Origin of the sequence: Glycocaulis sp. (assembly GCF_051859565.1) — a bacterium.
Lineage (GTDB): Bacteria > Pseudomonadota > Alphaproteobacteria > Caulobacterales > Maricaulaceae > Glycocaulis.
Window position 1 is genome coordinate 278,196 of the sequence record NZ_JBHYFK010000002.1, and the last position, 12,573, is coordinate 290,768.

11 protein-coding genes are annotated in these 12,573 nt (G+C 58.6%); 6 read left to right on the forward strand and 5 right to left on the reverse strand.

All coding sequences use genetic code 11. The features are described from left to right. Window positions 1-195: 195 nt before the first annotated feature. The 4 genes from ACTIGC_RS03805 to ACTIGC_RS03820 form a co-directional block, all read right to left on the reverse strand. Window positions 196-1,185 (reverse strand): hypothetical protein, encoded by a 990-nt coding sequence (locus tag ACTIGC_RS03805; protein WP_439633141.1) that lies wholly within the window; start codon window positions 1,183-1,185, stop codon window positions 196-198. Continuing rightward, a complete protein-coding gene (locus ACTIGC_RS03810; protein ID WP_439633142.1) occupies window positions 1,172-3,580 on the reverse strand; it encodes a hypothetical protein in 2,409 nt (802 codons plus the stop codon). Before ACTIGC_RS03810 ends, ACTIGC_RS03805 begins: the two co-directional genes overlap by 14 nt. A 311-nt stretch (window positions 3,581-3,891) precedes the next feature. Further along, window positions 3,892-5,640, reverse strand: coding sequence for a DUF885 domain-containing protein (locus ACTIGC_RS03815; RefSeq protein WP_439633143.1), 1,749 nt, complete (start codon window positions 5,638-5,640; stop codon window positions 3,892-3,894). 34 nt (window positions 5,641-5,674) lie between these two features. Then, on the reverse strand, window positions 5,675-6,556 hold the full coding sequence (locus tag ACTIGC_RS03820; protein WP_439633144.1) for an SDR family oxidoreductase: 882 nt from the start codon (window positions 6,554-6,556) through the stop codon (window positions 5,675-5,677). A 260-nt stretch (window positions 6,557-6,816) separates the two neighbouring features. Between ACTIGC_RS03820 and sdhC the strand changes: the two genes are divergently transcribed. The 4 genes from sdhC to ACTIGC_RS03840 are packed head-to-tail and all read left to right on the forward strand — an operon-like array spanning window position 6,817 to window position 10,190. After that, window positions 6,817-7,212, forward strand: a complete 396-nt coding sequence (sdhC, locus tag ACTIGC_RS03825; protein WP_439633145.1) for a succinate dehydrogenase, cytochrome b556 subunit — start codon at window positions 6,817-6,819, stop codon at window positions 7,210-7,212. Further along, complete coding sequence (gene sdhD, locus ACTIGC_RS03830; protein WP_439633146.1) at window positions 7,212-7,589, forward strand: succinate dehydrogenase, hydrophobic membrane anchor protein; 378 nt, start codon at window positions 7,212-7,214, stop codon at window positions 7,587-7,589. The genes sdhC and sdhD overlap by 1 nt, the downstream gene beginning before the upstream one ends. Before the next feature lie 12 nt (window positions 7,590-7,601). Continuing rightward, window positions 7,602-9,392 (forward strand): succinate dehydrogenase flavoprotein subunit, encoded by a 1,791-nt coding sequence (sdhA, locus tag ACTIGC_RS03835; protein WP_439633147.1) that lies wholly within the window; start codon window positions 7,602-7,604, stop codon window positions 9,390-9,392. Window positions 9,393-9,410: 18 nt separating this feature from the next. Next, complete coding sequence (locus ACTIGC_RS03840; RefSeq protein WP_439633148.1) at window positions 9,411-10,190, forward strand: succinate dehydrogenase iron-sulfur subunit; 780 nt, start codon at window positions 9,411-9,413, stop codon at window positions 10,188-10,190. Window positions 10,191-10,335: 145 nt separating this feature from the next. Here ACTIGC_RS03840 and ACTIGC_RS03845 read toward each other — a convergent pair whose 3' ends face one another. Then, window positions 10,336-10,635, reverse strand: coding sequence for a GIY-YIG nuclease family protein (locus ACTIGC_RS03845; protein ID WP_439633149.1), 300 nt, complete (start codon window positions 10,633-10,635; stop codon window positions 10,336-10,338). A gap of 264 nt (window positions 10,636-10,899) precedes the next feature. On the opposite strand from ACTIGC_RS03845, the gene ACTIGC_RS03850 reads away from it, so the two are divergent. Both ACTIGC_RS03850 and prfA read left to right on the forward strand, forming a co-directional pair. Beyond that, complete coding sequence (locus tag ACTIGC_RS03850) at window positions 10,900-11,481, forward strand: TIGR00730 family Rossman fold protein (protein ID WP_127568326.1); 582 nt, start codon at window positions 10,900-10,902, stop codon at window positions 11,479-11,481. Between the two features lie 17 nt (window positions 11,482-11,498). Further along, the gene (prfA, locus tag ACTIGC_RS03855; RefSeq protein ID WP_439633150.1) at window positions 11,499-12,572 is read left to right on the forward strand and encodes a peptide chain release factor 1; all 1,074 of its coding nucleotides are present in this window, start codon (window positions 11,499-11,501) and stop codon (window positions 12,570-12,572) included. The last annotated feature ends 1 nt before the right edge of the window (window position 12,573 follow it).

The window sequence follows — 12,573 nt, forward strand, 5'->3', positions numbered from 1 at the left end:
TTGCCTGAATGCCACAAGGAGGGCAGATGCCCGCCGGCGGCATCTATCCCCCTATTGGCGGGAAATGGGGGGATAGGGGTGGAGTTATCCCCCTGCAGGGTGGGTTGGGGTAGAATGGGTGTGGTTGGAGGTGTGTTGGCTGAATGGCGACTCTTGCATTTGCAGCGTCGCGTACTGGAAGTGCCAGGCTGTCATTCAACGTTCGAAAATACAATCTAGGACTTCGGTGAATCCTATTTCCTCGCGGGTCAGCTTAGCCTCAAGTTCGTTGAGATCTTTAATGCTAGGTAAGTTGTCGGTTCCCGATATATCTACAGTAAACTCCGCATTGTAAAACCTGCCGACTTTTGAAAGCTCTGAACTAAGTTGGCGGAATATGTCGTCTCGTAGTATAAGCTGGTTTCGCCGAAACCGAATTAGTCTGTGACAGTCGAAAAAATCCGAGCGCTTGGATGAGTCCTGTTTTCTGCCGTTCCAACCAGTGCTCCGCGTGGACCGGTAAAACACACGATCCTTTGTATTTCTCCAGACGCCGAAATCGAAATGATTCGTTGGATTTGGATTTTCGTGCGTAGCTTGAGGCTGGAACTCGGTTAGTTTAAACTCGTGCCTATCCAGCACAGCCAGCGTCCTGTTTTGAACTGAGAGCATGCGCTTAATTCCGTGAGGAAGCACGAAGCGCATTACTTTGGCTGAGTCCAAGAGACGTATTTCGCCGGGAACCTTTTCGTCCTCTCGATCCCAGTTCCTTTTCAAGCGTTTAGGCACCCACTGAATATGCCTGCCAAAAAGATATCCAATATCCCCTGACCCAAACGAATTCACGCGGATCTCGCCACTATCCGGGTTGTCGTGCAGGAAGTAATAAGCTGCTCCAAACCGGACCAATGACTGAGCGATGTCCTCCACCCGCTTTCGAACAGATTGGTCGACAGAACGGCGTTCGTATCGCGGGTCTGCGTTCGCCAATAGCTTTCGGGCAAGTTCATCGTCGCTGGATACAACGTTAAACAGATTGCCACGCTCCCGACCCCTAAAGCCGAACAACCTGGCAAAATCCTCGTCAAACATCCGGCGGTTAAAGTCCGGCCTGTCGCTTTTACGCCGCAACACGAGGCGATCAACCCAGCCCGGTTGCTCATCGTGCAGATGGCGAGCCAGTGGTGGAGCTTTAACGATCCTCATCTTGAATCTCTTCGGAGGTGTCGCGCAGTCGCTGCGCTAATTCCGTTATCCGGCGATCGATCTCAAAATCGACGGTTTCGAGTTGTGGGACAACGTGCATGGCGAAGAAGAGATGGGATGCATCTGAAAATGAGCGCAGAAACTCCCTTACGGTCTTGTGCGGATGCGGGTCGCCTCTCTCTATTCCAGTCCGATCGCCGAACCCATCATTCCTAGCGCGTCGTTCGAACGAGAGTTTCCAATTAGTCCGGATCAAACCTCTCGGGGAAGCGCTCACACTGAAGCTATATGGATTTGACAGAAGGATCATACGCTTCAAGTGCTGCTGCTTGTCGGGAGCACGCTCAGCCCAAGTATCGAACTCTGCAAGCGCCCCCTCAAATAACTTGTCGTTATTAAAGTAAGCGCCATAGAGGATCGCGAAGCCCAAAATAGCCGCTAAATCGTTGATCGCTGTTGATATGAGATGAAGTCGAAACTCGACTGTTAGATCGAGTGACGGGTCAAGAAACTTTGAATTAGCCGCCAGGATGGCAAGTGACACGAACATTGGGAGTATTTTGTCGAGTTTTTCTTCATCGTTTTGCTCAATTGCTCTTACGCAGGCTTCCGCCAGTTCAAAGTAAATTTGCCCAAAATGATCTGGAAGCTCATCACTGCTTTCTGACTCGAAAATATGACCGACCATTGCTCCATTGCCGAGAAGCGCCAACGCCTCATCTCGTAACGATTCAAGCTGCGTAGACATTTCGGTGAGGTCGATATTTGGGAGCAGGTACTGGTTTTCTTTATAGTGCTCATAATCGCCGTACCGACTTATAAGGTCAGCTATATTGGCTATCCATTTTGGAAGCTTCCAGTGGTTGTGTAAGCTCGCCAACGTGACCTGTGTAGCGGCCTCGGACATTTCCAACTTCATCAATGTCGCGACAAAACTTGGAACCATCTTGTGGTGGAAATTGTACACCTCTGGCAGAATATTGGAGTAGTGTTGCAGAAGTTTTTGGACCGCTAGCTGCTGGACGTACTTTGGTTTGGATAAGCGCTGTCCCTCGATATTCTGCTCGAACTCAATACGCTCAACGATTAATGCGAGATCGACCTGCAAAAAAGTAGGTAAACGTTTTAATGAATCTTCGGTCCAATCATCAGCCTCAAAGAATTCTTTTAGATTTTTCTCAAAAGTTATCATTCGACGTAAAGTTTCTTGGCAGAGATTGCTGCCTAATGCAGCCCACGTGTCTGCTATACCTATTTTCATCATTCTTGTCTCGTCGCTCTCTAAGAGAGCTGAATTAATAAAAGCTCGCTCGATGATCTTTTGGAGTTTATTGAGTTCTTGCATGCCAGTTTCAAAATGAAACTGTGCCGCGTAGGAAGATATGCGGGTATAGAAGCGACTGAGAAGCTTCAATGCAAGATTGAAGTCGTTGGCCTGAAATGCGAGCTCTATATGACCTGCCAGTTTGTTGACGATTTCAGTTTCCAACCACTGATGGTCGGGTGTGTCTTCAATCAACATTTCCTGACTGCTCGTCTCCAAGGCCATAGAGGTTGCAGTGTCGCCGGCAAAAAACCAACGCTTATGCATCCTTCGCCGCGGATACCAATAGCTTGCATGATTGATCGCATGTTTGTGGTGGAGATAATGTAGAAGTAGTGTCGAATAACTATCTGTCAGTCTAAGAAGATTGTATTCTAAACTCTCCCTTTCTAATTTGAGGCGACCGTCAATGTAAGTGAGTTGCTCAAGAGCACGGCGTGCGCTCTTAGAGTGATGGTTGGCTAACGACATTGAAGCATTGCGATTTGCAGCATTTTCGATGTGGCGTGCAATGCTGGGGAGTATCTCGCTCCGGACAAGCACATTGAGATCGAAGAAGTTGAACAGTCTTTGACCCAATGGAAACAGGGCGAAGGCGCTTAGCAAAGTTAAAGCTGTCCCGATAATGTATACAATTTGTCCAGGCTCAAATCCGATAAGCGGCAGAGCTGTAGCTAGCAAGCAGAACATAGCGGCCAGCACCAATGCCTGAGAATACAAGCTTCCGACCTGCTCGTTGGTCAGCATCTGAATGATATCACGCCGAAGCCGAGCATGCCCGGCACTTAAAATTATTCCGATTGTCGCGAAGTAAATAGAGAAGATACCCGTCAATATTTGAGCGTACAGACGAAGTTGATCTGTTAAGAAAGCTCGGTCGGCGTCGCTGAGACTGGGCATCCACTCAAGCCGATCTCTAGCATAAAACTCTATAGCCATCATCAATGCCAATGAAGATGCTGTAAGAAAAAGAATTCTTGATACACGTTGTACAATAGATGCGATAATCCAAGCATTGCTTTGTGCTTTGGATGCATAGGTGCGGCGCTGATATAATTCACGCTCGAACATAAATGCGATTTTTTGAAATTTTGTCCGGATTATCCAAAACCAGGGCTTGGAGCTGATCCAGATTTTTAGCCGATCAATCAAAAATTGAACCCCCATAGCCTCTTGCTTCAGAGGCGCTGATGCTTCCTACCGCTACCATACGTGATGTCTGGTCGCTTGCATAAGGGAGAAGCGCCCCCTGCCCCCAATACCGCGCCACTCACACGTACATCGCCGCTTGTGACGATCACCGGACGTATTAGAAGCATGCGCTGTCATCCAGCAGAGTAGCCGGGTCCACCGCTCCGGCGGAGGACCCCGGAGGTAACCTCCTACCCCTCCTGCTCCGCTATCCAGGCTTCCATTTTGCTTTCCAGATAGGAGAGGGGCAGGGGGCCTTCTTCCAGGATCGTGTCGTGGAAATCGGCGAGGTCAAAATCCTCGCCCAGCCTCGCCTCGCCCTGGCTGCGCAGGCGGCGGATGAGGATCTCGCCGGTCTTGTAGGCCAGCGCCTGACCCGGCCATGAGATATAGCGCGACACCTCATTGGTGACGTTCAGGGGCGCGAGGGCGGAATTGTCGAGGAAGCAGCTTTCGGCCTCTTCGCGCGTCCAGCCGAAATAATGCATGCCGGTATCGACCACCAGGCGGCAGGCGCGCCACATCTCGTAGGAGAGGCGGCCAAAATCCTCATACGCGTCTTCGTAAAAGCCCATATCAAGGCCGAGGAACTCCGAATAAAGCCCCCAGCCTTCGGTGAAGGCGGTGATGGAGGCGCGCCGCCGGAAGGCGGGCATGTCCTCGATCTCCTGGGCGAGCGCGATCTGGTGGTGATGGCCGGGCACCGCCTCATGCAGGGTGAGGGCAGGCAGCTCATAGAGCGGGCGCTGGTCGAGCGCATAGGTGTTGACCATATAGCCGCCAGCCCGGCCCGTTTCGGCGTCGCCCGGCCAGTAGCGGCCCGTCGTGTAGTTCGGCGCAATGGCAGGCGGCACGGGGCGCACGCCATAGGGCAGGCGCGGCAGGCGGTTGAACACGGCCGGCATCGCATCATCGGCCAGCTTGGAGAGATAGGAGGCGCGCATCATCAGCTCCATCTCGCTCTGGGCGTAGAAGCGCGGATCGGTGCGCAGATAATGCGTAAATTCGTCAAAACTGCCCTCAAATCCGGTGCGGGCGATGACATCGTCCATCTCCGCGCGGATGCGGGCCACCTCGGCAAGACCAGTCTGGTGAACCTCCTCCGGGGTGAGATCCAGCGAGGTGTGATAGCGCACCAGAGCGCGGTAATAGGCGCGCCCGCCGGGCACTTCGGACACGCCAATGCTCTCGCGCGCGGCCGGCATGTAGGTGTTTTCAAAATAGTCTCTCAGGCCCGCAATGGCGGGCATGACCGTATCGGCGATCACGGCTGCACCGCGCGCCTGCAGCGCCTCGCGCGCCTCAGCCGGAATGCTGGCGGGCAGGTTGGCCAGCGGTATGAAGAGCGCGCTGTCGCGCGGATCATCGACGATCTGGGCGGCGATCTGGTCGATCACGCCGGGGATGATTTCGCGCGGCTGGGTCCAGCCCGCCTGAATCGCCTCGTCCAGCCAGCCCATCCACGCGTCCAGATGTGCCGGATAGGCCGCCAGCCGGTCGATCCAGGCCTCAGCCTCATCCGCATTGCGCAGACGCGCGCTCATCGCGGCGAAATCGGCCGAGGTGTGAAAGCCGGAATCATTGGTGAAGGGGAAGTACATGCCTTGCGCCTGCGGCAGGGCGACGGCGTGGCGCAGCATGTGCTCCAGCACGGCGTAGGAGGCGGTGTCGCTGCCCTCCAGCGCGGCGGGGTCAATCGCGCGCATCCGGTCATAAAAGCCTGCCATCTGCGTATCGCGGGCCTCGATGGTCGCACGCGAGATATCGCGCCATTCACGCATCGCATCGAGATCACCGGCGCGGATGCGCGCCTGCACGTTCTGCTCCTCGGTCCAGGCCTCGTAATCGGCGACCAGGCTGGCGAAATCCTCTGCCGGATCGGCATGGGCGGCGCTGGCGATCAGCACGCTGGCGGCGATGCCGCAGATCAGATGGCGCATGGTGTTCTCCCCGTTCGTATATGGTCCAAGGGCTTTACTGCCCGCGTGTGTTGAGCGCTTGCGGCGTCAGACCGAGGCGCCTGGTGATGATCCTGTCTGCCATCCGGCGCGGCATGATGCCCAGTAACCACTGCGTGAACGGTTCGGGCGTGACGATGGTGTTGAGCTTCGGCTTGGGCGATGTCACCGCCGCCCAGACCGCATCAGCCACCGCAGAGGGCGGCAGGCCGCTGCGCCCGCGCTCCAGCATGTAATTGACCAGCCGGCGTATGGGCTTGATGTAATCGGTGTGGGCGTATTGTTCGGGGTCGACGCTTTCGGCCTTGTCCCAGATCGGCGTGGCGATAGGCCCCGGATTGATGGCGACGACATCAATGCCATAAGGCGTCAGCTCGCGGCGCAGCCCCTGGGTAAACGCCTCCAGCGCAAACTTCGAGCACGCATAGGGCACCACGAAGGGCGCGGCGCTGAAACCGGCGACAGACGAGATATTCACGATCCGCCCCGGCGCGCCGGAGAGGCTGCGGTCCGTGCCCAGAAGCGGGCCAAAGGCCTGCACCACGCGAAGCTGGCCGGTCACGTTCACATCCATCTGCTTTTCCATCTCCTCGATGGGCAGGTGCAGAAGTGGTCCGGCCACGGCGATACCGGCATTATTGATGAGAGCGCCCAGCGTCGCGCCCATCAGCGCCTCGCGCATCTGGCCCGCGGCGCGGGCAATCGCCGGGCCGTCTGTGACGTCAAAGAGGAGGGGGATGACCGCCTCGCCGATTTCGCTTTTAAGGCGTTCGCCGTCCTCGGCCTTGCGCACGCTGGCAAAGACCTGCCAGCCTTCGCCCGCGAATTTCTCCACGCAGGCCCGGCCAATGCCGGTCGATGCGCCCGTTACCAGCGCGCTGCGCACAAACTCGCTCATCAGCCACCCCTGTTTTTGAATTCAGCCAGGATGAAGGGTGGCAAGCGGGGCGGGCGCGGTCAATTACCCATCCCCTTAGCACCCGCCGCATTGACCTTGCGCCTTGCCGGATTATTGTCTCGCTCAAACAGGCAAGGGGCGGCCTGAACTGGCATGACTGATACCGGGGCCGCCCGGTTAAGGCGCTGTCAAGGAAAGCACCGTCCTTTCCCGTTTACGGATTTTTTCGAAACGGTATTCGAAGGCGGAAAGCAACGCCCATGGCGACCAGACCTGACCAGCCCCTCTCCCCTCACGTCCAGATATGGCGCTGGCACGCCACCATGGCCTCCTCCATCCTGCACCGCGCGACCGGCGTTGCGAACTATATCGGTGCGGTGCTGGTCTCGGTCTGGCTGGTGCTTCTGGCCGCAGGGCCGGAAACCTACGCGATCTGGGAAGATCTGAACGCCGGGCCGCTGGGCATTCTCATCACGGCGATTTTTGTCGGTTTCACCTTCTCGGTGAGTTTCCACCTCCTCAACGGTATCCGCCACCTCGTCTGGGATGCGGGGATCGGGTTTGACGCCAAGGGCTCGAACCTGCGCTCTGTTGTGATCATATTTTTTGCCATCGCCTTCACAGCGGGCGCGTGGATCATGGGAGGGCTGGTGTAATGGGTGATTTCCGTACACCTCTGGCGCGTGTGCGCGGCCTCGGTTCGGCCAAATCCGGCACCGGCCATTTCATCGCCCAGCGTGTCAGCGCCATCGCGCTTGTCGTGCTGATGCCGCTGTTTCTGGTGAAGCTCGCGAAGCATGCAGGCGCGGGCTATGTGGAGGCCGCCGCCTGGGTCGGCTCGCCGTTCGGCGCCATCCTCACCCTGCTGGCCATGACTGCGGCGCTTTATCACATGCGTCTGGGTCTCCAGGTCGTCATCGAGGACTACATCTATCGTCCGGCGACCAAGGCGATCCTGCTGATCCTCAACACTTTCGTGGCGGCGGGCCTGTGGATCGCAGTTCTTTATTCCGTACTCGCGCTCGCGCGCTAGGAGCAGGTTTCGATGTCTGAATACAAATGGATCGACCACTCGTTTGACGTTGTCGTGGTGGGCGCGGGCGGTTCGGGCCTGCGCGCAGCGCTCGGCGCGGCGCAAGCCGGTCTGAAGACGGCCTGCATCACCAAAGTCTTCCCCACGCGCTCCCACACGGTTGCAGCGCAGGGCGGCATCTCGGCCAGCCTTGGCAATATGGGCGAGGATGACTGGCGCTGGCATATGTATGACACCGTCAAGGGGTCGGACTGGCTGGGCGATCAGGACGCGATTGAATATCTATGCCGCGAGGCCCCGGCCGCCGTGTATGAGCTGGAACACTGGGGCGTGCCGTTCTCGCGCACCGAGGAAGGCAAGATCTATCAGCGCGCTTTTGGTGGCATGACGCGCAATTATGGCGAAGGCCCGGTGCAGCGCACCTGCGCGGCGGCTGACCGTACCGGCCACGCCATCCTGCACACGCTCTATGGCCAGTCGCTTCGTCACTCGACCGAGTTCTTCATCGAGTATTTCGCGCTCGATCTCATCATGGATGAGGAGGGCGCCTGCCGGGGCGTCACCGCCTGGAAGCTCGATGACGGCACGCTGCACCGCTTCCGCGCGCAGAAGGTCATTCTGGCGACCGGCGGCTATGGCCGGGCCTACTTCTCCGCCACCTCCGCTCACACCTGCACCGGCGATGGCAATGCCATGGTCTTACGCGCTGGTCTGCCGCTGCAGGACATGGAGTTTGTCCAGTTCCACCCGACCGGGATTTACGGCGCGGGCTGCCTCATCACCGAGGGTGCGCGCGGCGAGGGCGGGTATCTGACGAACTCCGAAGGCGAGCGCTTCATGGAGCGCTATGCGCCCTCGGCCAAAGACCTTGCCAGCCGCGATGTCGTCTCACGCTCGATGACGATCGAGATCCGTGAAGGGCGCGGGGTCGGTCCCAACAAGGACCATATCTTCCTGCACCTTGATCACCTTGATCCGAAAGTACTGCACGAGCGCCTGCCGGGCATTTCGGAAAGCGCGAAAATCTTCGCCGGTGTGGACGTGACGCGCGAGCCGATCCCGGTCCTGCCGACCGTCCACTATAATATGGGCGGCATCCCGACCAATTATCATGGCGAAGTGCTGACCAAGGTGGGCGGCGATCCGGACCATGTCGTGCCCGGCCTGATGGCCGTCGGCGAGGCGGCGTGTGTGTCGGTCCACGGCGCGAACCGTCTCGGCTCCAACTCGCTGATTGACCTTGTGGTGTTTGGCCGGGCGGCGGGCCTTCGCTGCGCGGAGACGACGCAGAGCGGTGCCAATCAGGCCGAACTGCCCAAAGACGCAGGCGATGCGACGCTCGCCCGCCTCGACCGTTTCCGCCACGCCAATGGCGGCACGCCGACGGCCAAGCTGCGCCTCGACATGCAGCGGGCCATGCAGGAAAACTGCGCCGTCTTCCGTACCCAGGACGTGCTGGACGAGGGCGTTGAGCGCATCGCGAAAGTGGTCTCCGGTTCTGGCGATATTGCGATCAAGGACCGCTCCATGGTCTGGAATACCGATCTCGTTGAAGCCCTGGAGTTTGACAATCTCATCGCCCAGGCCGCCGTCACCGTGAACTCGGCAGCGGCGCGTACCGAGAGCCGGGGCGCGCATGCGCGCGAGGACTTCCCCGACCGCGATGACAAGCAATGGATGAAGCATACGCTTGCCTGGTATGAGGAAAAGACCGGCAAGGTCACGCTGGGCGACCGTCCGGTGCATGAATACACGCTCTCCAACGACATCGCCTATATCGAGCCCAAGGCCCGGGTCTACTAGACACAGGACACGACTGACATGGTCCAGCTGACGCTGCCGAAAAACTCGCAAGTCAAAAAAGGCAAGGCCTGGCCGAAGCCGGAGGGCGCGAAGAATACCCGCACCTTCAAGGTCTACCGCTATGACCCCGATACGGGCGAGAACCCGCGCTGGGACACCTATCAGGTGGACATGGACAAGTGTGGCCCGATGGTGCTGGACGCGCTGTTCTTCATCAAGAACGAGATCGATTCCACGCTCGCCTTCCGCCGCTCCTGCCGCGAGGGGATTTGCGGCTCCTGCTCGATGAATATTGGCGGGCGCAACACCATCGCCTGCACCGCCGCCATCGACGACTACAAGGGCAGCGTCACCATTTCGCCCCTGCCGCACCAGCCGGTCATCAAGGATCTGGTGCCGGACCTGACCAATTTCTACGCCCAGCTGACCAGCATAAAACCCTATCTGCAGACCGTGACGCCGACCCCGCAGGGCGAATGGCGCCAGTCCATCGATGACCGCGAAAAGCTGGACGGGCTTTACGAGTGCATCCTTTGCGCCTCGTGCTCGACGGCCTGCCCGTCCTACTGGTGGAATTCCGACAAGTATCTGGGCCCGGCTGCGCTCCTGCAGGCTTATCGCTGGATTGCCGACAGCCGCGATGAAGCCACCGGCGAGCGCCTCGATGATCTTGAAGACCCGTTCAAGCTCTATCGCTGCCACACCATCATGAACTGCACCAATGTGTGCCCGAAGGGCCTGAACCCCGCCAAAGCCATCGGCCATATCAAGGAATTGCTGGTCGAACGGCAGGGGTAGTTTTTCCTCCCGGCGTTTCCACCGTCCCTGCGTTTCACCGGCCCACCCTGCGTTTTCCCGACGAAAGTCGGGATCCAGAGGAACCGTTCGACTGGGCACCGGCTTTCGCCGGTGAAACGCGTAATAGGGAAACGCAAATAGGGAATTAGAACCAGTCCTGATACAGATCGCGCCATTCAGGATTGGCGGCCTCAATCAGTTCCAGCTTCCAGCGCCGCTTCCATTCCTTGATTTGCAGCTCACGCTTGATGGCGGCAGCCATCAGATCGTGGAACTCGTACCAGACCAGCAATGTCACGCCATACTTGCGGGTGAAGACAGACCCGACACCCTCTTTATGGTCCCAGATGCGCTTGATCGGCGTCGAGGTGGAGCCGCAATAGAGCGTGCCGTTGCGCTGGCTGGCGAGGATATACACGCAAGGCTGGAACGGCTCTTCACGCATGATTTCAGCTTAAGCGCGCGCGGTTAGCGTGAAAACCCGCCACAGCGTTTTCCCGACGCAAGTCGGGACCCAGCCTTTCTCGTATTCCACAGCCCTCTTCGCGTTTCACTCCCCTCTTTGCGTTTCACCGGCGAAAGCCGGTGCCTAGGTAGAAGCTTCCGCTGGACCCCGACTTTCGTCGGGGAAACGCAAAGAGAGGTGAACCCCGGTGGAGAGGGCCAATCCCCCTTCCCCGAATCCTCCCCTCCCGCTACACACCCCTCCATGAAATCGATCTGTGTATATTGCGGGGCGAGCCCCGGCGGTGATCCGGCCTATGCCGCGATGGCAAGGGCTGTGGGCTTTCATCTGGCAAGTGAAGGCTACCGGCTCGTCTATGGCGGCGGGCAGGTGGGCCTGATGGGTGTGCTGGCCGATGCGGCCGTGGATGCCGGCGGGGCTGTTACCGGCGTGATCCCGGACTTTCTCCATCACCGCGAGATCGCCCATCCGCGCGTTTCTGACATGCGCGTCGTCACCTCCATGCATGAGCGCAAGCACGTGATGGCAGAGGAATCCGATGCCTTCATCGCGCTGCCGGGCGGTATTGGCACGATGGAAGAGCTGTTCGAGATATGGACATGGAGCGCGCTGGGCCGTCACACAAAGCCGGTCGGGCTTATCAATGTGAACGGCTATTATGACGGGCTCTTGGCGTTTCTGGACCGGATGCAGGGCGATGGCTTCGTGCAGGCGCGCCATCGTGACATGCTGTTTTCAGGCGGTGATATTGCCGATCTGCTCGCCCGCATGGGCGATTATGACCATCCCGGCATGATACCTTCGCTTGAACGCGCGCGCATGTAGGGTGTATCGCCAGTCCCATGCGCTTGCCCGACCAGAAACTCGAACAGATTCTCGACCGCTTCGACCAGATCGAGGCGCGCCTCGGCGCGGCCGCCGATGGCGAGGAGATCGTCAAGCTGTCGCGCGAGCATTCCGAGCTTAAAGAGATCACCGAAAAGGCGCGTGAGCTCAAAGCCGCGCGCGCCGGGCTTGCCGAGGCCGAGGCAATCATCGCAGAGGGCGGTGACAAGGATATGGCCGAGCTCGCCCAGGAAGAGCGCGCGGAGCTGAAAGAGCGCATCCCGCAAATCGAGCGCGAGCTGCAGCTTCTCCTCCTGCCCAAAGACAAGGATGACGAGGCCAATGTGATCCTCGAAATCCGCGCCGGTACGGGCGGGGATGAGGCGGCGCTGTTTGCCGGTGATCTCTTCTCCATGTACCAGCGCCACGCCTCCAAGCAGGGCTGGAAGGTGGAGGTATTGTCGGCCAGCGATAGCGAGGTTGGCGGCTACAAGGAAATCATCGCCTCACTCAATGGCAAGGGCGTGTTCGGCAAGCTGAAATTTGAATCCGGCGTCCACCGCGTGCAGCGCGTACCGGCGACTGAAGCCGGCGGGCGCATCCATACATCAGCCGCGACCGTCGCCGTGCTGCCCGAACCGGAAGATGTCGATATCCAGATACGCGATGAGGATATCCGCATTGATACGATGCGGGCCTCCGGCGCAGGCGGTCAGCACGTCAACAAGACGGACTCGGCCGTGCGCATGACGCACCTGCCCACCGGCATCGTGGTGATCAGCCAGGAAAAATCCCAGCACCAGAACCGCGCCATCGCCATGCAGGTGATGAAGACGCGGCTCTATGAAAAAGAGCGCGCCGAGAAGGACGCCGCCCGCGCGGCCGAGCGGAAGGGCCAGGTCGGCTCCGGCGACCGCTCAGAACGCATCCGCACCTATAACTATCCGCAAGGGCGCGTCACCGATCACCGCATCAATCTGACGCTCTACAAGCTGCCCGAGATCGTGTCTGGCGAGGCGCTGGGCGAGGTGATCGATGCGCTGCTCGCCGAGGATCAGGCCGCCCGCCTCGCCGCCATGGATGAGGGGTAGG